General features: G+C 63.4%; 20 protein-coding genes. 11 read left to right on the top strand and 9 right to left on the bottom strand.

Annotated features, from left to right (window positions below):
* Nucleotides 1-53: 53 nt before the first annotated feature.
* The 5 genes from XH80_RS37450 (at nt 54) to XH80_RS37430 (ending at nt 4,995) form a co-directional block, all read left to right on the top strand.
* Nucleotides 54-950 carry a fumarylacetoacetate hydrolase family protein gene (locus XH80_RS37450; RefSeq protein ID WP_271602952.1) on the top strand — a complete coding sequence of 299 codons (897 nt, stop codon included), beginning with the start codon at nt 54-56 and terminating at the stop codon, nt 948-950.
* A 10-nt stretch (nt 951-960) separates the two neighbouring features.
* On the top strand, nt 961-2,136 hold the full coding sequence (locus XH80_RS37445; RefSeq protein WP_271602951.1) for a LeuA family protein: 1,176 nt from the start codon (nt 961-963) through the stop codon (nt 2,134-2,136).
* Nucleotides 2,137-2,164: 28 nt separating this feature from the next.
* A complete protein-coding gene (locus XH80_RS37440; RefSeq protein WP_271602950.1) occupies nt 2,165-2,932 on the top strand; it encodes an SDR family NAD(P)-dependent oxidoreductase in 768 nt (255 codons plus the stop codon).
* Nucleotides 2,933-3,002: 70 nt separating this feature from the next.
* Nucleotides 3,003-4,325, top strand: coding sequence for an MFS transporter (locus XH80_RS37435; RefSeq protein ID WP_271602949.1), 1,323 nt, complete (start codon nt 3,003-3,005; stop codon nt 4,323-4,325).
* 109 nt (nt 4,326-4,434) lie between these two features.
* A complete protein-coding gene (locus XH80_RS37430; RefSeq protein ID WP_271602948.1) occupies nt 4,435-4,995 on the top strand; it encodes a YbhB/YbcL family Raf kinase inhibitor-like protein in 561 nt (186 codons plus the stop codon).
* Between the two features lie 70 nt (nt 4,996-5,065).
* Here the strand turns inward: XH80_RS37430 and XH80_RS37425 are convergent, their stop codons facing one another.
* A complete protein-coding gene (locus XH80_RS37425; RefSeq protein WP_271602947.1) occupies nt 5,066-5,317 on the bottom strand; it encodes a hypothetical protein in 252 nt (83 codons plus the stop codon).
* Between the two features lie 443 nt (nt 5,318-5,760).
* Here XH80_RS37425 and XH80_RS37420 point away from each other — a divergent pair, with 443 nt between their 5' ends.
* A complete protein-coding gene (locus XH80_RS37420; protein ID WP_220003546.1) occupies nt 5,761-7,383 on the top strand; it encodes an ABC-F family ATP-binding cassette domain-containing protein in 1,623 nt (540 codons plus the stop codon).
* Between the two features lie 251 nt (nt 7,384-7,634).
* On the opposite strand, the gene XH80_RS37415 is transcribed toward XH80_RS37420, so the two are convergent.
* The 4 genes from XH80_RS37415 to XH80_RS37400 all read right to left on the bottom strand — a co-directional run bounded on the left by XH80_RS37415 (nt 7,635) and on the right by XH80_RS37400 (nt 11,199).
* Nucleotides 7,635-8,726, bottom strand: coding sequence for a type II asparaginase (locus tag XH80_RS37415; RefSeq protein WP_271602946.1), 1,092 nt, complete (start codon nt 8,724-8,726; stop codon nt 7,635-7,637).
* Nucleotides 8,727-8,982: 256 nt separating this feature from the next.
* Nucleotides 8,983-9,231: a hypothetical protein gene (locus XH80_RS37410; protein WP_271602945.1), complete on the bottom strand. Its 249-nt coding sequence runs from the start codon at nt 9,229-9,231 to the stop codon at nt 8,983-8,985.
* Nucleotides 9,232-9,325: 94 nt separating this feature from the next.
* Nucleotides 9,326-10,210, bottom strand: coding sequence for a dienelactone hydrolase family protein (locus XH80_RS37405; RefSeq protein WP_271602944.1), 885 nt, complete (start codon nt 10,208-10,210; stop codon nt 9,326-9,328).
* Nucleotides 10,211-10,236: 26 nt separating this feature from the next.
* Nucleotides 10,237-11,199 carry an alpha/beta hydrolase gene (locus tag XH80_RS37400; RefSeq protein ID WP_271602943.1) on the bottom strand — a complete coding sequence of 321 codons (963 nt, stop codon included), beginning with the start codon at nt 11,197-11,199 and terminating at the stop codon, nt 10,237-10,239.
* Nucleotides 11,200-11,289: 90 nt separating this feature from the next.
* Here XH80_RS37400 and XH80_RS37395 point away from each other — a divergent pair, with 90 nt between their 5' ends.
* Nucleotides 11,290-11,454 (top strand): hypothetical protein, encoded by a 165-nt coding sequence (locus XH80_RS37395; RefSeq protein WP_271602942.1) that lies wholly within the window; start codon nt 11,290-11,292, stop codon nt 11,452-11,454.
* 134 nt (nt 11,455-11,588) lie between these two features.
* Complete coding sequence (locus XH80_RS37390; protein ID WP_057757707.1) at nt 11,589-11,792, top strand: hypothetical protein; 204 nt, start codon at nt 11,589-11,591, stop codon at nt 11,790-11,792.
* Nucleotides 11,793-11,839: 47 nt separating this feature from the next.
* Here the strand turns inward: XH80_RS37390 and XH80_RS37385 are convergent, their stop codons facing one another.
* From XH80_RS37385 to XH80_RS37375, 3 genes are all read right to left on the bottom strand, one after another.
* On the bottom strand, nt 11,840-12,940 hold the full coding sequence (locus tag XH80_RS37385) for an HD-GYP domain-containing protein (protein ID WP_271602941.1): 1,101 nt from the start codon (nt 12,938-12,940) through the stop codon (nt 11,840-11,842).
* Nucleotides 12,941-13,017: 77 nt separating this feature from the next.
* Nucleotides 13,018-13,338 carry a PilZ domain-containing protein gene (locus XH80_RS37380; protein ID WP_271602940.1) on the bottom strand — a complete coding sequence of 107 codons (321 nt, stop codon included), beginning with the start codon at nt 13,336-13,338 and terminating at the stop codon, nt 13,018-13,020.
* 3 nt (nt 13,339-13,341) lie between these two features.
* Nucleotides 13,342-14,445: a DUF2336 domain-containing protein gene (locus tag XH80_RS37375; RefSeq protein WP_271602939.1), complete on the bottom strand. Its 1,104-nt coding sequence runs from the start codon at nt 14,443-14,445 to the stop codon at nt 13,342-13,344.
* Nucleotides 14,446-14,736: 291 nt separating this feature from the next.
* Here XH80_RS37375 and XH80_RS37370 point away from each other — a divergent pair, with 291 nt between their 5' ends.
* From XH80_RS37370 to XH80_RS37360, 3 genes are all read left to right on the top strand, one after another.
* Complete coding sequence (locus XH80_RS37370; protein WP_271602938.1) at nt 14,737-15,684, top strand: helix-turn-helix domain-containing protein; 948 nt, start codon at nt 14,737-14,739, stop codon at nt 15,682-15,684.
* Between the two features lie 50 nt (nt 15,685-15,734).
* The gene (locus XH80_RS37365; RefSeq protein WP_271602937.1) at nt 15,735-16,325 is read left to right on the top strand and encodes an NADPH-dependent FMN reductase; all 591 of its coding nucleotides are present in this window, start codon (nt 15,735-15,737) and stop codon (nt 16,323-16,325) included.
* A 105-nt stretch (nt 16,326-16,430) separates the two neighbouring features.
* The gene (locus XH80_RS37360) at nt 16,431-17,450 is read left to right on the top strand and encodes an acyltransferase family protein (protein WP_271602936.1); all 1,020 of its coding nucleotides are present in this window, start codon (nt 16,431-16,433) and stop codon (nt 17,448-17,450) included.
* Here XH80_RS37360 and XH80_RS37355 read toward each other — a convergent pair.
* A complete protein-coding gene (locus XH80_RS37355) occupies nt 17,411-19,492 on the bottom strand; it encodes a methyl-accepting chemotaxis protein (protein WP_271602935.1) in 2,082 nt (693 codons plus the stop codon). The genes XH80_RS37360 and XH80_RS37355 overlap by 40 nt on opposite strands.
* Nucleotides 19,493-19,553: the final 61 nt, after the last annotated feature.

Below are 19,553 nucleotides of genomic sequence, written 5' to 3'. Positions count from 1 at the left end.
CCGCGATCTTGAACATCTGGCCCGCCGGTTTTGGTCGTGCGGAGATCGATTTTATGAAGCTTGCGACATTCAAAGTGGGGCAGGAGCAGCTCGTTGGCGCCTTGGAAGGGGACGAGCTGGTCGTGCTCGATGTGCCCAACATGCGAGCGTTGTTCGAGAGGGGGGCACCGGTCCAGGAATTTGCCCAGCGCGCCAAGACGACGCGCCGTTTCGCCTTGAAAGACGTGAAGCTTCAGGCGCCGATCATCCCAAAGAAGATCTTCCATACCGCAGGCAATTACGCCGAGCACGCGCACGAAGGCGATCGGTCGAACTGGGTGGCGGCGATCAAGCCCTGGATTGTATTCTTCCAGAACGTCGATGCGATCATCGGAGCCGACGATCCGATCATCTACCCCGAGCATCTGACCAAGGAACTCGACTACGAGATCGAGCTCTGTGTCGTGCTCGGCAGGTCCGGCAAACATTTCAGCGAGGCCGAGGCCAAGGACTACATCGGCGGCTACGTGATCTTCAACGATATCACCGCCCGTGACATCCAGCGGCGCGAGATGGAGTCGGCGAATTTCAGCTTCTCCAAGTCGATCGACACGTTCTGCCCGTTTGGGCCCTGGATCGTCACCGCCGACGAGATACCTGACCCATACAATCTGAACATCGAGCTGCGCGTCAATGGCGAGAGGCGGCAGGTGTCGAACACCAGCCACATGTCGGTGACCCTGCCCCAACTGCTGTCCAAGTTTTCGCCGGCAGGTTTTTCCGCGGGCGATATCCTCACCACCGGCACCGTCTCCGGCGTTGCCGCGTTCAGTGCCAACCCGCAGGCCTGGTATCTCAAACCCGGCGACGTCATCGAAGCCGAGATCGAGAAGATCGGCATGCTCCGTAACCGGGTGATTTCCTGGGAGGAGGGGCATGGCGCGCCTGCTCCGGCATTCCAAAAGTTCTGAGGTGCGGGTCATGATTGATCGATCGAGGATATGGACCGGCTCTCTCAACGAAACGGCTCTTGCCGGCAGGCCCAAGCCATCCGCGGGCTTTTATGACACGACACTCCGCGACGGGGAGCAGGCGGTCGGCGTGGTGTTCGGCGTCGAGCAGAAGCTGGAAATCGCAAAGCTGGTGGACGGGCTCGGGGTCGGACGGATAGAGGCCGGTTTTCCCCGCGTGTCCGACGAGGACAAGGAGGCCATCAGGGCAATTTCCGGCGCCGGTCTGAAGGCGGAGCTCTGGGGCTTTGCGCGCGCGATCATCGAGGATGTCGCCGCGGTCGCTGATCTCGGCTTGAAGCATCTGGTGATCGAGGCTCCGATTTCCGACGCGAAGCTCGGCGCTCTCGAGGTTGCGCGCGAGACCGTGCTGAAGCGCATCAAGCATGCGGTCGCCTTCGGTGCAAGGAACGGCCTCAATGTTGCTTTTTTCGGCGTCGACTCGACGCGCGCGGATCTGGAGTTCTTCGAGACCACCTACAAGACGGCGATCGAGGCCGGCGCAAGAGAGCTGGCGATCGTCGACACGCTCGGCATCGCCTGTCCGGAAGCCGTGGACTTTCTGGTCCGCCGCGTCAAGTCGTGGGCCGGGACCGTTCCGGTGCATTTTCATGGCCACAACGATTTCGGCCTCGCGACGGCCTGCGCGGTTGCGGCGATCAATGCGGGCGCGTCCTGGATCCACGGCACCATCGACGGCATCGGCGAGCGAGCAGGCAACGCCAATCTGCCCGAGATCGCGCTGACCCTGGAGCTGCTCTACGGAATCCAGACCGGCATTGATCTCGCGCGCGTGCGCGATGCATCGAAACGCTTGCGCCAAATCGCCTCATATGAGCTCGAGCCATGGAAAGCGGCCGTCGGCCGCAACCTGTTCATCCGCGAAACCGGTGCCGTCGCGGCGCAGTTTCACATTCCGCAGGCGATCGAGCCCTATTCGTCCGAGCTCTTGAACACGTCGCGAGGCATCGTGCTCGGCAAGAAGAGCGGCGCCGCCTCGATCGCCATCAAGTGCAGGGAGCTTGGCATCGAAGCTCCCCCGGGAGCGCACGCCAGGCTTCTGGCGGAGGTGAAGAAACTCGCCATGGCGAAGCGGCGGCTGCTCAGCGATGCGGAATTCCTGGAGCTCGCCCGGCAGGTCTCCTGACCGCACTCAACCTTGATTGGAAACGCCGATGAAGAAATTCGCCGAAAGGAAAGTGCTGGTGACCGGCGCAGGTCGCGGGTTCGGCCGCGCCCTGGCGCTGGCTTTCGCTCGGGAAGGTGCTGACGTTGTCGTGCACTACAACAGCTCAGCCGCGGGTGCGGAGGCGGTTGCCGCCGAAATTCGCGCTTTGGGACAAAAGGCCGCGATCGTCAGGGGCGACATCTCCAGCCATGCAGACGTCCTGCACATCACGAAAACCTCCTTCGAAGCCCTGGGCGGCCTCGACATTCTCGTCAACAATGTCGGGGACATGGCGCTCGACCAGGTGTCCTGGCGCCAGTTCGACGAGAAGGTGATCGATCACACGCTCGCCGTCGACATCAAGGGCACGATGTTCATGATCCATGAAGTCGGCTCGCGAATGCTCGACGGGGCGGGCGGGGTGATCGTCAATATCGGGTCTCAAGTGGTGATCGCAGGAAGCCCGCGCGCGCCGCAATATGCCGCGGCCAAGTACGGCGTGATCGGCCTGACCAAATCATATGCGCGGGCGCTGGCACCGAAGGTGCGGGTGAACACGCTGGGCGCGGCCTTCATGGAGACCGAGGCGCTGAAGAACCGGCACGACTGGAAGAACGGCCGGCGCGACGAGATCCTGAAGCAGACGCCGCTCGGCCGGATCGCGACGCCGGAAGACATGGTCGGCCCGACGCTATTCCTGGCAGGGGACGATTCGCGGCACATGACCGGACAATTCCTGCTCTGCAACGGCGGGCTTGCGATGGTGGGTGCCTAGCCAGGACGATACTGGCGGCAGTCGAACAGCAGAAATCGACGCCGCGGGGAAACGACAAAGGGAGGAAAACATGACGGCGGTAGAGCAGGGAAGCGTGATCGAGACGTCGGTGCCAAGCAAATCGTCGCCGGCCTTCAGGCGACTGGCGATCGCCTCCTCGCTTGGTTCGGCCATCGAGCACTATGACTTCTTCGTATACGCGTTCACGGCTCCCATCGTCTTCGACCGCTTCTTCTTCCCCAAGATGGACTCCGTCGCGAGCACGATGGCCGTCTATGCCACTTTTGCCGTCGGCTTTGTTGCGCGTCCGCTTGGAGGAATTGTCTTCGGCCATTATGGCGATCGCGTCGGCCGCAAGGCGATGCTGATGATGACCTTCCTGCTCATGGGCATCGCCAGCTTTCTGATCGGTTGCCTGCCGAGCTACGATTCAATCGGGCTCTTGGCGCCACTAGGACTTGTGGCTCTTCGCTTCATCCAGGGCTTCGCGTTCGGTGGTGAATACATGAATGCGGTGTCTCTGACGCTCGAGAACGCGCCGTCTGCGCGGCGCGGCTTCTTCGCATCCTGGATCAATGCCTCGGGTCCCGTCGGCGTCGTTGCGGCCTCTGGCCTCATCGCTCTTCTCGGATTCATTTATTCGCCGGCGGAATTTGCGAACTGGGTCTGGCGGGTGCCGTTCGCTCTGAGCCTGGCTCTGGTCCTGATCGGCACCTATGTGCGCGCTCAGGTGGACGAATCCGCGCTGTTTCTCGCGACCCGGGCCAAAGCGGAAGACGATCGGACTCCCCTGCTGACGATTCTCAGGTCCTGGAAGAAGCCGGTCCTTCTGGCATGCCTCGTCAATATGGTGCACAGCTCGTTCAACTATATGAGCACGGTTTTCGTGCTCGGCTACGCCGTCAAGACCCTCGGCATGCCTCAATCGTCGATCACATCGGGCGTGACGGTCGCCAATATCCTGGAGATGTGCGCCGTTCCGTTGATCGCGGGGTTCAGCGACAAGCTCGGCCGCCGACCGTTTATCATGCTCGGCATCGTGGTCGCCGCCGCGTGGTATCCGATTTTCTTCCAGATATTGCTGACCAAAGAACCGCTGGCGATCGTGGCAGGCTTCCTCGTATCGCTCGGCCTGGTGCATGCGTTGATGTTCGCGCCAGAGGCGGCGTTCACCGCAGAGCTGTTTCCGACCAGGGTTCGCGTCAGCGGCAGCTCGCTGGGCAAGCAGCTCGGGATTGTGCTGGGAGGCGGACTGGCGCCTCTGATCGGGACCGCACTGATGGGCTCAAGCACGAGCTTCACACCGGTGATCCTGTACTTCGAGGTGATCGCCTGTCTGGCCCTGCTCGGCGTGTTCCTCGCACCCGAAAATTCGCGAAAAGCGTTGGAGTGAGCCGGTTCTGGTTCGAATTCTCGGAGCAAGTATGTCGCCGGTCATAAGAGCCTGCTCGCGCATTGCGCGGAATGCGGCCCGGCCAAGCGCAGATGAAGGGAGAGGCACCTTGACGATCTTGGCGAAGCTCGCGACTGCCATTCTCTGCCTGGCGTCGGTTCATTCGGTCCGCGCCGAGGGGCTGTTTGAGCTCAGGTCGCCGGCGTTCGAGGACAACGGCAAACTTCAGACGAAAAATGCGGGGAAGAACCCCAATGTTCCAAGCTGCATCGGTGACAACGTTTCACCGCCGCTGAGCTGGTCTGGTGTCCCCGCTGGAACAAGGAGCCTTGTGGCCCTGATGGACGATCAGCAGGGCATGAACGGTCTCGGCGTGTCGCACCTGGTCGGGTACGGCATCGAGCCCTCGTTGACCGGTTTCGCCGAAGGTGAGCTCGGCTCTGCCTCTGACAAGTTTGTAGGGGGCAGGAATACTCTGGGGACCACCGTCTATTTAGGGCCGTGTCCCGCCCGCGGCACCGGGCAGCACCATTACGTCATCACCCTGATTGCAACGGATCTCGACCGTTCCGCTCTTGCTCCAGGACTGACGCGGGAAGAGCTCCTTCGCGAGTTGAAGGGACATGCGAAGGGTGCCGCAGGGATCGTCGCGCGTTTCGAAAGTCCGTAGGTTGGCGGGCCCGCGAGGGTCTCTCGTTTGGGACGACAGTAAAAAGACCACTACTCGTTTGCGGTAGCGCTCATTGTTTTAGCGCAGCACGCGCGGTCTTGATGTAGTCCATGCATTCGGGCCAATCTTCCTCTCTCACCTCGTTCTCGGCACCGCTAACCGCCTTGCGCAAGGTTGCCATCACTGGAGCCGGATGTTTCTTCCTGAGCTCTGCCTTGATCATCTCAAGACCTTTCTGACAATCGGATTTGCTGTCCGCCAGGACCGCGGTCGGGGTTATCATCACGGCTGCCAGTGCGACCAACAAGACTGAACGCAGCATATTCTCTCCTCCATTGCCTTTTGCTTGTTCGGCGGGCCAAGCTCGAAAGAGTCGGCCTGTCGGGCTACGATCCTTTTCGGGCTTTGTTCTGTTCGGCCGTGTGCATCCTCCATTCGGCAAACGGCAACCTGCCGGATCCATCGCAGGATGCAGCCAAGCTCGAGGGGACGAAAAAATAGGCCCCAGCTCGCGTGGTATCGGGGGGCATTGAGCTGGGGCCATTCGGGGTCGCCCTTGGGGAAGGGCATCGGGAAAACTCGGCAATAGCGGAGATGTTCCTGACCTCAACCGGCTTCCCGCGATCGCTGGCGGCATCAAGCAGGGGGCGGCCTGTCGGCGCGTTTTGGCGCTCTTCAAGGGCGAAATCCGTACCCCGCCGGACTTCCCTTGGGCAGGGGCATGGCCTATTACGCTGCAACGCAAAATTCCCCCGAAAAGACCTCATGATCCGCCTCGACAACGTCAGCAAGCAAGCCGGCCACCAGATCCTGTTCATCGAAGCCTCCGCCGCCCTCAACAAGGGCGAGAAGATCGGGCTCGTCGGCCCGAACGGCGCCGGCAAGACCACGCTGTTCCGGATGATCGCCGGCGAGGAGCTGCCGGACGAAGGGCAGGTGTCGACCGATCGCGGCATCACCATCGGTTATTTCAACCAGGACGTCGGCGAGATGAGTGGCCGCAGCGCCGTGGCCGAGGTGATGAATGGCGCCGGTCCCGTCAGCGAGGTCGCGGCCGAGCTGCGCCAGCTCGAGGCTGATATGGCCGACCCCGACAAGGCCGACCAGATGGACGAGATCATCGCCAGATATGGCGAGGTGCAGCACGCCTTCGAGGAGCTCGATGGCTATGCGCTGGACGGCCGTGCGCGCGAGGCGCTGTCCGGTCTCGGCTTCAGCCAGGAGATGATGGACGGCGATGTCGGAAAACTCTCCGGCGGCTGGAAGATGCGCGTGGCGCTGGCGCGCATTCTCTTGATGCGGCCCGACGTGATGCTGCTCGACGAGCCGAGCAACCATCTTGATCTCGAAAGCCTGATCTGGCTGGAAAAGTTCCTGCACGATTACGAAGGCACGCTGCTGATGACCTCGCATGACCGCGAGTTCATCAATCGCGTGATCTCCAAGGTGGTCGAGATCGATTCCGGCTCGCTGACGACCTACACCGGCAACTACGAATTCTACGAGCAGCAGCGCGCGCTGAACGAGAAGCAGCAGCAGGCGCAGTTCGAGCGCCAGCAGGCGATGCTTGCGAAAGAGATCAAGTTCATCGAGCGTTTCAAGGCGCGCGCCTCCCACGCAGCCCAGGTGCAGAGCCGGGTGAAGAAGCTCGACAAGATCGAGCGGGTCGAGCCGCCGCGCCGCCGCCAGAGCATCGCCTTCGACTTCCCGCCGGCGCCGCGCTCGGGCGAGGACGTCGTGGCGCTCAAGGGCGTGCACAAGGGCTACGGCAGCAAGCGCATCTATGATGGCCTCGATTTCATGATCCGCCGCAGGGAGCGCTGGTGCGTGATGGGCGTCAACGGCGCCGGCAAGTCGACGCTGCTCAAGCTGGTCGCGGGCGCGAGCGAGCCGGACGAGGGCACCGTGGCGCTCGGGGGCAGCGTCAAGATGGGCTATTTCGCCCAGCACGCGATGGACCTGCTCGACGGCGAGCGCACCGTGTTCCAGTCGCTGGAGGACCAGTTTCCGACCGCGGGGCAGGGGAGCTTGCGCGCGCTCGCCGGCTGCTTCGGCTTCTCCGGCGACGACGTCGAGAAGCGCTGCCGTGTGCTCTCGGGCGGCGAGAAGGCGCGCCTGGTGATGGCCAAGATGCTGTTCGACCCGCCGAACTTCCTGGTGCTGGACGAGCCGACCAACCATCTCGACCTCGCCACCAAGGAAATGCTGATCAATGCGCTGTCGGATTTCGAAGGCACCATGCTGTTCGTCTCGCATGACCGGCATTTCCTCGCGACGCTATCGAACCGTGTGCTCGAGCTGACGCCTGATGGCATCCACCAATATGGCGGCGGTTACACGGAATATGTCGCGCGCACCGGGCAGGAGGCGCCGGGATTGCGGAGCTAGGGCTGTTCGCGGGTCCTGCAATGAAGCAGCTCTCGCAGGGTGGGCAAAGGCGCGCGTGTTCGCGCGACGTGCCACGTTCTGTCGGGCTCATGGAGAGGAGGTGGGCACGGCGCAAGTGCGCCTTTGCCCACCCTACGAAATTCGATCGCGCAGGATATCGCGCGCTCGCTTACCGCAAGATCTCGCGCAGCATCTTGCGATCGACGCCATGCGGCCTTTGATGACCGCTTCAAGCGGGACCAGCCGACGCTCTAGTAAGTGTAGAACATCCGCTGGATTTCCTTGGTGTCCGATGTCTTGGTCAGTGCCAGCATCAGCAGGATGCGCGCCTTCTGCGGATTGAGCGTATCGGAGACGACGAAGTCGTGCTCGTCATCCTTGGCTTCGCCGTTGCGCGCGACGATGCCGTTGCCGACGCGGCTGCTGCGGACGATCACGACACCCTTCTTGCGCGCCTCGTCGAGCGCCGGCTCGACCGCGGGGCGGGCCAGGCTGCCGTCACCGACGCCGGCATGCACGATGCCCTTGGCGCCGGCGGCGACAAAGGCGTCGACCGCGACGCGGTTCATGTTGGCATAGCCGTAGACGATATCGACCTGCGGCAGCGTCTCGAGGTTGGAGACGTCGAATTCGGAGTCCGCGGTGTGCCGACGGGTCGATTGACGATAGAAATACGGCTTGTTGCCCTGCATGTAGCCGAGAAAGCCGAGCTCGGGCGTGCGGAAGGTGTCCGCGGTCGAGGTGTTGTTCTTGGTGACCTCGCGTGCCGCGTTGATCTGGTCGTTGAGAGCGACGAGCACGCCCTTGCCGACGGCCTCCTCGCTGCCCGCCAGGATCACGGCATTGAAGAGGTTGATCGGCCCGTCCGCGCTGATCGCAGTCGACGGCCGCATCGCGCCGACGATCACGACGGGCTTCTTGCTCTTGACCACGAGGTCGAGGAAATAGCTGGTCTCCTCGATCGTATCGGTGCCGTGCGTGATGACGATGCCGTCGACGTCGTCCTGCGCGAGCAGCGCGTTGACGCGCTTGGCAAGCTTGAGCCAGTAGTCGTTGTTCATGTTCTCGCTGGCGATCTGGAAAACCTGCTCGCCCTTGACGTTGGCCACCGTCTTCAGCTCGGGAACGGCGTTGAGGAGGGTGTCGATGCCGACCGTCGCCGCGGTGTAACCGACCACCGTGGTGCTGCTGGCCCCGGTGCCGGCAATCGTGCCGCCGGTCGCCAGAACCATGACGTTGGGCAGACCAGGACCTCTCGCGTTCGCAACGTCGAGACTGATGAGCAGCGCAAACAGCGTGCCCATCGTCACCATCATGTAATCACGCACTCGAAACCGCAACATCTCGACCACCCTTGGCTAGAATCTTCGTTGATGCGCCCCACTTCGCTCAGCGCTGCATGATCCGCCAGCGGAGGCGTTCTGTCTAGGGTGGCGATGATCTGGCCTTACGCGCTCGGCGCGCGCAGGACGGCGCTCGGCGAGGCGAGGGCCTTGAAACGCCAATGGCCGGGACATCTAGCGCGAAGACGCGCTTCTGCCCGGCCATGGCGGAGTTCGCTTGTTGATGGCTGGCTGAAAGCGGCCAACGCACAACGCCTTACGCGCCCATCTCGCACTTCTTCATAAAGCTGTTCTTGGCCGCGCCGGCGAGCGGCTTGCCATCGGAGCCGACGGCCTTGGGCGCGCAAGCATCTTCCTTGCACTTCTTCATGAACGAGGTCTTGGCCGCACCGGCGAGAGCCTTGCCGTCCTTGCCGATCGCCTTGCTTTCGCAGGTGTCGTCCGCAAGGGCCGAGCCCGCCGCAAAGGTGGCAACGATCGCAGCCAGGAAAATCCGTTTCATCATTGGGCGTCTCCCTAAACCAAAAATGGCGTCTCGGATTGGAGCCCGGAATCATGGCGCAATCAAGCAGGATCGCGGCGCGGCATTGGTCATCGCTTCATTTTTTCCAGCCGTTGACGATGGCAATGGCCTTGACGAGAGCGTCGTCCATCGCTGCCCGATTCCCGGGAGTGGACTGCCGCCGCGAGGACGGCTCGTCGAAACCATGGGTGGCGCCGGCATAAACGGTGACGTCGATGGGACTGCCCGCCTGCCGTGAGCGGTCGGCGAAACGCAGGCAGCGCACCGGCGAGACCTCCTCGTCGTCGGCGCCGAGGAACATCGCAATCGGCATCGCGGTCGAGATTTTTGATGCCAGCAGCGCGGACGGCCCACAGCCGGGATAGAATGCGAGGGCACCGCGATAGCCCGCTTGGTTGGGTTGCTGGTTTCCTTGCCGGATCATCACGTTGAGTGCGGTGCTGCCGCCATTGGACCAGCCTTGCAGATAGATCTGACCGGCGAAGACGTCGTTGCGGCTATGCAAGTAAGCGAGTGCACCTTCGGCGTCGAGCGGGCGAACATTGGTCTCGTTGACGTCGGCGCGGTCAGGATCGCCATGCGTGAAGCGGCCAAAGCCATGGGCCTTGCCGCGCGGGCCAAAGCTGTCCGGCAGCAGCGCGAGATAGCCACGCGCCGCCCAGTATTCGCCCCACATGGCGTGGCGCTTCGACAAGGTGTTCGCGTTGCAAGGGGAACTGGTGCCGGCGCCGACGAAGGTGCAATCGGCATTGACGTTGCTGGAATAAGGTCCGCCGCGCCCGTGCAGCATGACGATGGCAGGCCAGGGGCCCGGTGTGCTCGGCTCGAACACATAGCCCGTGAGCGCGGTCTGGCCATCGGCGCTGTTGAAGTAGACGGTCTTCGGCGCCGCAGAAGCGGCTGCGACCGACAGCAAATTGGTCGCCACGCCGACAAGAATACCGATGACATGACGCGACACTTCGATCCGGCCCGGTTGCAACGCGATCAGGCGCCGCGCGCCAGCAACGCGCCGAAGTCCGCGCGTGCGCGCTTTGCTTCGGCACGCGCTGCCTCCGAGGCATCGCCCATGCCGAAATAGCCGTGGATCAAGCCCGGGCCCTCGTGGTGCTTGACGCGCACGCCGGCGGCTTCCAGTGCCCGCGCATAGGCCGCGCCTTCGTCACGCAGCGGATCGAACCAGGCGGTGGTCACGACGGCCGGCGCGAGCCCGGCAAGCGATGCCGCGCGCAGCGGCGAAACCCGCCAGTCCGCGGCGTCAGCGGGATCAGCGAGATAGTGGCCGCAAAACCATTCCATCGTGGCGCGGGTGAGGAAGTAGCCGTCGGCATTGTCGGTACGAGACGGAAAGCGCGCGTTCTCGCGCGCGTCCGCGTAGCTGCCCACGGCGTCAACCACGGGATAGACCAGCAATTGCGCGGCGAGCTTGATGCCGGCATCGCGGCAGGCGATCGCGGTGGTGGCGGCGAGATTGCCGCCGGCACTGTCACCGGCAACGCCGAGCCGCCTGGCATCGCCACCAAATTCCGCGACGCGGTTGAAGACATCGCTCACGGCGCTGAAGGCGTCTTCGAACGCGCCCGGAAATCGGGTCTCCGGCGGACGCCGATAATCTACGGAAACGACGTCCGAACCGGTCTCGATGGCGAGATTGCGCGCCTGGCGGTCGTGAGTCTCCAGGTCGCCCGCGACCCAGCCACCGCCATGGAAGTACACCACGGTCGGCGCAGGCTTGGTGCCGACCCGGTAAACACGTGCATCGAGCGGGCCTGCGCCGCCTTTCACCTTGATGTCCTGGACTTCAGCGACGGGCGGTGGCGGCACGGTGGCGCGCGCGGCAGCCAGTGCGCGCAAGGAATCACGGGCGCTCTGTGGCGTCATGATCGCGGGATCGCGCATCGGCATGAGCGGAATGATCTGGGCGATGACGGGGTCGAGCGGCGCGGCCATCACAGCTCCTCCAGGGTTCTTGGTCTTGCTTGCGCCTTAGCATAGATTTCGCGCGCCGCATCGGCAACCGGTGCTGTTGCGGAGGACATCATGCGTTCCGACATCGTGCGCGAGGTCGCTGCGATTCCTGAAGACGAGGTCATCATGACCTGCGTTGCGATGGGTGATCCCGACGACAACTTTGCCGCGAACGCCGTTCGTTCGGATCGCGAGGGTAACCACGAGTTCGTGCGCCATGTCGGTTTCGCCGACTGAAAGCAGAGGCCGGAGGAGATTATTCCCCTCGCGATTTTTTTCGTGTGGAGTCATCGCGACCTCTTGCAATCTGCATCGTGCAGGAGGAACAATATACGGACTCAAGGGTTTGTTGCTGGCGCGAGGGAATTGACATGCGGCGGCTGGCTAGCCTGGTTCGATGGTTCTTCGGTCCGCGGATGCGGCACCCGATCGATGATGATCCCAGTCTTCCTTTTACCCCTGAAGAATTCAGCAGGCTGATCCGCAGCGGCAAACGCGAGGATATGAAGCTGCTCGCCGAGGGACTGGCCTGTCGCTCGATCCCGCGCCGCATCAAATTCCGGGCGACGCACTAGAACGCGACAACCCGCGACGTCATTCCGGGTCGACGATCGCGCGCGGGTTATCTCGTGAGTGCGACCTCCTTGAAGCAGGCCACCAGCGCCTTCTCGAGCTTTCCCGTCATCCCGCAGAGAATGTCATAGGCCTCGTTGCGCGGCATCGTCGGCTTGTAATGCCGGTGCTCGATCAGTGCGGCGAAGACGTCCGAGATCGTGAGAATGCGCACGATATCGTTGATGCTGTGCCCCGCCAGTGCGTCGGGATAGCCGCTACCGTCGAGATATTCGTGATGGTGGCGGACCGCGTCGAGAATCTCCGGCGAGATCTTCCCATGGTCCTTGAGAAAGTCGTAACCGGCTACCGGATGCGTCTCGATCACGGCGCGCTCGGCGTCGTCGAGCCGGCCCGGCTTGTCCAAAATGGCGAGCGGGATCCGGGCCTTGCCGATGTCATGGAACATGGCGGCCGAATACAGCCGCTCCAGGTCGGCTCGTCCGACGCCGAGGCTCAGCCCGAAGTCGATGGCCACGCCCGTGACCAGCAGGCAATGCTGGTAGGTTCCCTCATGGTGGCGCCGCACGGTCGTGAGCCATTCGGACAAGCCATGCTCGGTGATGCGATCGGCAATCCTGCGCCCGGCGTCCTTGGTGCCGTCGACGTCGAGCGGCTCGCCCATGGTGACGGCCGTGAACATCGACGCGATAGCGGTCGCCGCGGTCTCGACCGCGTTGTCCGGCTGCGTCGAGCAGCTGGCTGAATCCGCTGCCGGCTCGGCTGGCTCAGCCAGCGCGGCCAGCAGCCTGATCTTGTTGAGCGGGCCGGGAAGGACGAGGGTCGCGCCGAGCGCGTAGGCCTGCGAGACGCAGACGTGCGAGGGTTGCTCGACGAGGAAGATGCGCTTGGTGGCCTTTGCAAGCCTGGCGCTTCGCTTCTTGATCGCCGCGATGTTGTCGACGTCACGCAGCTCCGCGCGGATCACGATGGCGTAAGGCACCTGCGACAGCTTGGCTTCCGCGTCGAGCCGCTCGCCAGCAACGGCGAACCGCTGTTCGAGCACCGCGCAGATGCGGGACAGTTTGTCGGAGCAATCGGCCAGCACATGCACGAAAGGACGTGCCGATGCTGCTGCTCGATGGCGGTCGCCTTTGACGTAGCCGGTCATGGTTCGCGCGTTCTGCACGGAAGATCTGAACTATACTGGGGTTGAGCGAGCCTGATGATGTCTTGAGCCTTTGCTGCCTACTTGCTTTGCGCTATGGCGGCCGTCGCGTTCGCCGCTTTCCTCTTGGCGCCCGCAGTGACGAAGTGAACGCCGGCGGTGGTGCCGTCGATCCACACCAGCTCGCAGCGCCGATAGGCCAGCCCCGTGGAAGACAGCACCAGGAAGAATTCCTTGGCTTGCAATACATCGAGCGTGCCCTCGACCTCGAGCTTGGCGCCGGTTTGCGACACGTCGAGCAGCACGCAACTGCGCCGCCAGGTACCGTCCGAGCCCATCAAGTTGACGGGTTGTCGGTGGTCCATTTTCACGCGAGCGTTCTTGCGGCCATCTAATCTCATCGGCTATCTCCCCATTCCGGCGCCGCGATGTCCGGGATCGCGTGTGCTTGCGCTTGCTGCGATTTCGCCCCAGCGCACCGTCCATTGGCTGGTCGACAGAAGAAGTGTCTCGAAAATATGTTGCGCGCGCTCCCGCTGGGCGAATGAGAGTCGCGTGCCGCCGCGGTTACTCAGGATTGCCAGCGTGGTCGCCCAGTTCAGGCGCGAGGCCCGACAAGCCATTACGAGGCCCTCGCAATCTTCGTCTCTCATGACATGCTCGACGATCTCGATGGGGGCGCCTGACAGCACCGACAAGGCCGTGACCAGATTGGCGGTCTCGCCGCGGATCGCAAAACGGTTCACCGTTGAATCGTTGAGCCTTCCGACGCGGTTGAGGGCGACGATCTCGGGTCTTGCTTTCGCATAGTCGTCTGCCGTGGGTAGCTTCAGCGCAACAGGCGCGGGGATCTGTGCCGGTGGCCCGGCGGAGGCATTGGGCTTGGCCGCAGCTTTCGGTCCGGGCGAAGCCGAGAGCAGCTTGCGCAAGACGTGGTCAGGCGTGCCTGGTCGGAGCGCCAGAAGCTTCGTGATCTCGTCGTCCGCTGCACTGGTCTCGACGAGCAGGGTGTAGACCGCTTCGGAAAATCTGGCTCCAGCATTCTTGATCAGGGCGAGGCGAACTGCGCGCGTGCAATGCGCGACGAGCGCTTCGGCTACAGCCTCTTCGATCCCATCACGGGTCGAGATCGCGAGTTGATGGGCTTCGCTGCATGATGTCGCGATCGCCGCAAGGTCGGCGGTCGAGAGGGCCTGCGACTTTCGCAGGAGCGGGCATGCGATGGCTGGATCATCATGCGATGCCAGATGTCGCAGCGTTTCTTGCGGTGCAACTTGCAGCCTCGCAAGTGCCTCACTCAGCTCCATCAGCGCGGCAGGCGCGACGCGCCCGGTCAGCCGGAGCAAGACGCCGTCGACCACGTTGACCAGCAATTCCTGCGGCCTGTCGCGACCGGATGCGAGCAGGCGAACAATCCCTGCAAGGATACGGGCGCAGCGCTCCTGCGGGCAGGCGGCGACCGCTTCTTCCAACTCAACCAGAATATCGGCAGGCGAATTTGCCGTCATGGCAGGAGCCTGAACTCAAAAAAGGCTTAAAAATATCAAACAGGGTCCATTGCAATCCAAAGATGTTAATTTAGATTTATGCTTCGGTTGTGCGGGTATTCCTGCACCACCTCGGAGGTAGGAAACGATATCGAAATTTGGCGAGCTTTGACGGGCCGGCTTGTGACGCTCGCCAACTGGCCGAATAGGTCAGAATGAGTCTTTCGGGCTAACCGGATAGCTCAAAGGGGAGGATCGAGCCGGCACCGCCGCCGGACGGGCGTCGGTTTGGATGCGACGTTTCAAATTACCATGAACAGTATTGATGATGCGCCCGCGTTGGCTCTCAAGACATTTCGCTTCTCTGATGTCGATCAATTTCGAAGCGCCATACGGGGCCTGAATTTCGAGTTTACGCCTTTCGTCAGGCACATTTCGTCCGAGCAGACGATCCTGTCATTGCCGGGCTGCGACGTGAACGTGACGCGCGCGTTCCCGCGCGTTGTCGACGCACAACTGGTCGAAGATTGCACGGCGGTCGGCTTCACGATGGACGACCTCGACGTGCCCATTCGCTTCAACGGTTCGCACCGCGTCCGTCCGGCCATCGTCATTGGCAGCAACGGCGCTGCCTACACCACGATCGAGGAAGTGCAGCGGCAGATTGCTTCGGTGATGTTCAGGCCGCAGGTGACGGGCCGCGGCTGGCCGGGCACGACATCGACCTTCAGGATCTACGAGACGACCGCAGCCAGCTTGAACCGGCTGCGTGATGTGGTCCGGGAGGTTCTGGCTGTTGCGACGGAGCCGGTTGAAGCCGCGGCGATGCCGTTGAAGGCGGCGGCGATGAGGGAATCTCTGCTCGGCGCCGTCGACCAGGTGTTCGAAAACCTGGTCCCGGCACGATGGATCCTGCGTCCGAACGATGAGCGCAACTTCAAGATCTTCCAGGATATCCGCGCGCTTCTGTCCGATGATCTGTCGCAGCCGATCTATAGCGAGGAGATCGCACGCAAGCTCGGTTTCTCCGTCCGCACGATGCATGACGTCGTCCGCCGCTATCGCGGCATGAGCCTGCATCGCTACTTGCGGGTCCACCGCCTGTGGCTGGTCCGCCGGCAGCTCCTCGCCGGCGCCGAGAGCGTGAAGACCGTCGCGCTGGCCTTCGGCTTCTGGCATCTGTCAGATTTCTCCCGCAGCTATCGCGACCAGTTCGGCGAGACGCCGTCGGAAACGCTGGAGCGCGGACGCGGGCGATAGCACGATAAAGCGGCTGGGGATGGCCCCCGGATTCGTGCTAGCATGCCGCGATGAGCAACCGCATCCTCGTCCTCTACGGCTCCTACCGGTCCGACCGCATGGGCATCCGCCTGGCGAATTTCGTCATCGATCGCCTGCGCGGTCGCGGCGAGGACGTCGAGTTGATCGACGCCAAGGCCATCGGCCTGCCGATGCTCGATCGCATGTACAAGGAGTACCCCAAAGGCACGGCGCCGGAGGCGCTGGAAAAGCTGGCCGGCCAGATCCGCGGTGCGGACGGCTTCGTCTTTGTGACCGGCGAATATAATTGGGGCATCCAGCCCGGCTTGAAGAACCTCACCGATCATTTCCTGGAGGAGTGGTTCTGGCGACCGGCCGCGATCGTGAGCTACTCCGCCGGGCGCCTATCGGGCGCGCGCGCCTCGACCGCGTGGCACGGCACGCTGTCGGAGATGGGCATGGTGGTGATCTCGAGCACCATCGGCGTCGGCCCGATCGCGCAGACGCTGTCTGCCGAAAGCGAGCCGATCGGTGAGGGCGGCAAGGCGCTGGAACGCTCGTTCCCGCGCTTTGCCGATGATTTGCTGTGGTGGATCGAGGCGGCCAAGGCGCAGCGCGCGCGCAAGGCGCCGCCTTATTAGGACGTCCCGGCGCCGGGCGCGGTTGCCGTCAGCGATCCGCTGGGCTAATCGTTCCGCACAATGGCCGCGTATCGCGATACTGCATTTCTGCCGCGACTTGAAGCTATGCGCGGGTTTGCGGCCGTATCAGTGCTCGCGTTCCACGCCTGCATGCAGTCCTGGGAGACGATTGCAACCGGAATGGCGCCGGTCGTTGTCTTCTTCGTGCTCAGTGGTTTCCTGCTCTCGCGATCTCTGGATCGCGATCCTGATCCCCTCACATTCGTCCGTCACCGGCTGTTCAGGCTGCTGCCGGCGGCAATTGTGACCGTGCTGCTGCTGACGCTGGCGTATCGAAGCAGCGGCTTCTACGTGGGCTTCCTGCCCTCGTTCGACCCGCTCAACATTGTCCTTAATGCGCTTCTCATCAGGAGCGACATCAACGGGGTGATGTGGTCCCTGACCGTCGAATGCGTCGCAATTCCCGTGATCCTGATCTCGCATGCGCTGCTGAGGCGTCATGGCGCGACGCCGGTTTGGATGGTGGTCGGCTTTCTCGTCGCGATCTCGTTCTGGGGACCTTATGTTCACTTATTGGGTGACTTCACCAATCTTGCGCCACTCTATGCCTTCGTCGTCGGCTTGCTCACGCGATCGGGCGGGAACTTGCTTGTCGGACGAGTGCAACCGTCTCGGGCAAATGTCGTCGTCGCCACCGCTTTGGTCATGATGCTTGTTGTCGCGGTCCGGAAGCAGACCGCCGTAACGATCGCGGCCGAGACGCTCTGCGCGTCTGCGCTCGTCTGCTTTTCGGCCTTCGGCCCCGACAAGCTCGCAGCGCTGCGGCCGTTCGACTTCGATGTCGTCCGGTTGTACGGGCGAATATCGTACAGCTTCTATCTTCTTCACGCGATCGGACTTGCGATCGCTGTTCGCCTGTTGCCGTTCGACCTGCCGCCGACCATCCGCGCAGCGGCCCTGGCCGTGGTCGCCTTATTGATCACAACGCCGGCGGCATGGCTGATGTGGCGCTTTATCGAGGTGCCCTTCATCGAGTTGGGAGGGCGACGGATGGTGGCAAAAGAGCGCCTGACGGATGGGCTGCTTCAGGCAGACCTGACTTCAGCGAGGAAGCGGTCGAACTGACCGGCGAGGTCGCGCGACTGCGTCGAGAGCTGCTCGGCGGCGCCGAGAACGTCCCTCGCAGCGCTGCCTGTATCACCGGCGGCGCGCTGCACGCCCGATATGTTGGCGTTGACCTCCTGGGTGCCGCGCGCCGCCTCCTGGACGCTGCGGGCGATCTCCTTGGTCGCCGAGCCCTGTTCCTCGATCGCGGCCGCAATCGCGGTGCCGATCTGGTCGATCTCGGCGATGACGTCGGCGACGTTGCGGATCGCGGCCACGGTCTCGTCGCTGGCGGTCTGGATCGCGGTGATCTGCTCGGAGATCTCGGTGGTGGCCTTGGCGGTCTGGCCGGCCAGCGATTTTACTTCGGATGCGACCACCGCAAAGCCGCGGCCAGCATCGCCGGCGCGCGCGGCCTCGATGGTGGCGTTGAGCGCCAGCAGATTGGTCTGCTCGGCGATGCTCTGGATCAGGGTGACGACGTCGCCGATCTTCTGCGCGCCCTCGGCAAGCGCACGTGCGGTGTCGCCGGTGCGGCGGGCGTTGTCGACGGCGCGGGCTGCAATCTCGGTCGATTGCGCGACCTGGCGGCCGATCTCGGCGATCGAGGAGGTCAGCTCCTCGGTCGCGCTGGCGACCGTCTGCACGTTGGTCGAGGTCTGCTCGGAGGCGGCGGCGACGACCGCGGCCTGGCTGTTGGTCTGGGCCGCCGTCGATGTCATCGACTGCGCGGTGCTCTCCATGGTGGAGGAGGCCTGCGATAGGCCGCCGACCAGCTCGCTGACCTTGGCCTCGAAGGCGCGGGTCAATTCGTCAAGCGCCTGGGCACGGCGCATCTTGCCGTCGTTCTCGGCCTGCTTCTCGGCGGCGAGCCGGTCGGCGCGGATCATGTTGTCCTTGAAGACCTGGACGGCGGCGGCCATCGCGCCGATCTCGTCGGAGCGCTCGGCGCCGGGGATCTCCTCGGCAACATCGCCGTCAGCCAGCCGCGACATCCGGCTCGTCAGGTTGACGATCGGGGCGCAGACGCGGCGGCGGACAGTCACGATGAGGCCTGCGCTGGCGATCAGCACGGCGAGCAGGCCGACGAGGGCGATGGTGAAGCTGGTGCGGGCGGCGGTAGACGCGCCGGCCAGAACCTGCTCGGCGTTGTCGTAGAAGGCGTCGCGGACCTCGATGATGGTGGCGAGACCGCGCTGCGTGGAGGCGAAGTAGGTCTCCATGTCGTGTTCGTACTTGCCGGTGACTGCACCGTCCTTCACGAGCTTGAGCTCGCGGCCGAACTCCTCGACATAGACCGCATTGAACTTCTCCAGCGCAGCGGCGACGTTGGCCGGGGTGGCCGGGTTGCCGCGCAGTTCCTGCAGCGACATCACGATCTGGTCGTTGCGGCCCTGCGAGCGGGCGATGTCGGCCTTCTCGGCGTCGGTCGCCGGCTTCTTGCCGCCGACGAGGTTCTTGTGCAGGCTGGAGTTGAAGCCGCCGACGTCGCGCAATGTCATGGCGATGTTGGCGTAGCTCGCCTGCCGGTAGGCGTCGCCGTTGAGGATCGCCATGCGGCGGACCTGCTCGTTGAGCAGCACGGTCACGCCAGAGTTGAGCACGGCGTTGTCGGCGACGATCTGCTTGGCCGCGTCCTTGCGCGCATCGGCCGGACCGCTCAGCGCCTTGTCGATGGCCTCGCGGAGCGACATGAACTTCGCATTGATACCGTCGATGTTGCTGCCGATGGTGGTGCCGTCGTCGAAGGACGCAGGCAGCTCCCTGCGCAGCGCATTCATCCTGTCGCGGGCGCCGTCGGTCTGCTTGCGCAGCTTGTCCTGCTCGGCGAGCAGCGCGGGATCGATGGTCGCGGGCCCGTAGAGGATGTTGGTGGAAAAGCCGCGCTCGGGATTGAGATAGCGCGGGATGTCGCTGACGGCGCGGACGATCGCGAGCCGGCCCTGTGCCTCGGTGATCCGCCCCATCGTCTGGTACTTCGTCACGGCGACATAGACGGCAAGGCCGCCGCCGACGGTCGAGAGCGAGACAATGGCGGTGGTCAGCAGCGTACCGATTTTCATGATTGGTCCGGCAATGGGCGCGGGAGAGAATGTTTTTCTCCGCGCAAAATAGGGGGAGCCT

Origin of the sequence: Bradyrhizobium sp. CCBAU 45384, assembly GCF_028128665.1 — a bacterium.
GTDB lineage: Bacteria > Pseudomonadota > Alphaproteobacteria > Rhizobiales > Xanthobacteraceae > Bradyrhizobium > Bradyrhizobium manausense.
This window is presented reverse-complemented; position numbering and strand designations above follow the sequence as displayed.

Excerpts from the sequence above, each read along its gene's own strand:
- XH80_RS37450 (WP_271602952.1), top strand. The coding sequence starts at position 54 with ATGAAGCTTGCGACATTCAAAGTGGGGCAGGAGCAGCTCGTTGGCGCC.
- XH80_RS37445 (WP_271602951.1), top strand. The coding sequence starts at position 961 with ATGATTGATCGATCGAGGATATGGACCGGCTCTCTCAACGAAACGGCT.
- XH80_RS37440 (WP_271602950.1), top strand. The coding sequence starts at position 2,165 with ATGAAGAAATTCGCCGAAAGGAAAGTGCTGGTGACCGGCGCAGGTCGC.
- XH80_RS37435 (WP_271602949.1), top strand. The coding sequence starts at position 3,003 with ATGACGGCGGTAGAGCAGGGAAGCGTGATCGAGACGTCGGTGCCAAGC.
- XH80_RS37425 (WP_271602947.1), bottom strand. The coding sequence starts at position 5,317 with ATGCTGCGTTCAGTCTTGTTGGTCGCACTGGCAGCCGTGATGATAACC.
- XH80_RS37420 (WP_220003546.1), top strand. The coding sequence starts at position 5,761 with ATGATCCGCCTCGACAACGTCAGCAAGCAAGCCGGCCACCAGATCCTG.
- XH80_RS37415 (WP_271602946.1), bottom strand. The coding sequence starts at position 8,726 with ATGTTGCGGTTTCGAGTGCGTGATTACATGATGGTGACGATGGGCACG.
- XH80_RS37410 (WP_271602945.1), bottom strand. The coding sequence starts at position 9,231 with ATGATGAAACGGATTTTCCTGGCTGCGATCGTTGCCACCTTTGCGGCG.
- XH80_RS37400 (WP_271602943.1), bottom strand. The coding sequence starts at position 11,199 with ATGGCCGCGCCGCTCGACCCCGTCATCGCCCAGATCATTCCGCTCATG.
- XH80_RS37395 (WP_271602942.1), top strand. The coding sequence starts at position 11,290 with ATGCGTTCCGACATCGTGCGCGAGGTCGCTGCGATTCCTGAAGACGAG.
- XH80_RS37390 (WP_057757707.1), top strand. The coding sequence starts at position 11,589 with ATGCGGCGGCTGGCTAGCCTGGTTCGATGGTTCTTCGGTCCGCGGATG.
- XH80_RS37385 (WP_271602941.1), bottom strand. The coding sequence starts at position 12,940 with ATGACCGGCTACGTCAAAGGCGACCGCCATCGAGCAGCAGCATCGGCA.
- XH80_RS37380 (WP_271602940.1), bottom strand. The coding sequence starts at position 13,338 with ATGAGATTAGATGGCCGCAAGAACGCTCGCGTGAAAATGGACCACCGA.
- XH80_RS37375 (WP_271602939.1), bottom strand. The coding sequence starts at position 14,445 with ATGACGGCAAATTCGCCTGCCGATATTCTGGTTGAGTTGGAAGAAGCG.
- XH80_RS37370 (WP_271602938.1), top strand. The coding sequence starts at position 14,737 with ATGAACAGTATTGATGATGCGCCCGCGTTGGCTCTCAAGACATTTCGC.
- XH80_RS37365 (WP_271602937.1), top strand. The coding sequence starts at position 15,735 with ATGAGCAACCGCATCCTCGTCCTCTACGGCTCCTACCGGTCCGACCGC.
- XH80_RS37360 (WP_271602936.1), top strand. The coding sequence starts at position 16,431 with ATGCGCGGGTTTGCGGCCGTATCAGTGCTCGCGTTCCACGCCTGCATG.
- XH80_RS37355 (WP_271602935.1), bottom strand. The coding sequence starts at position 19,492 with ATGAAAATCGGTACGCTGCTGACCACCGCCATTGTCTCGCTCTCGACC.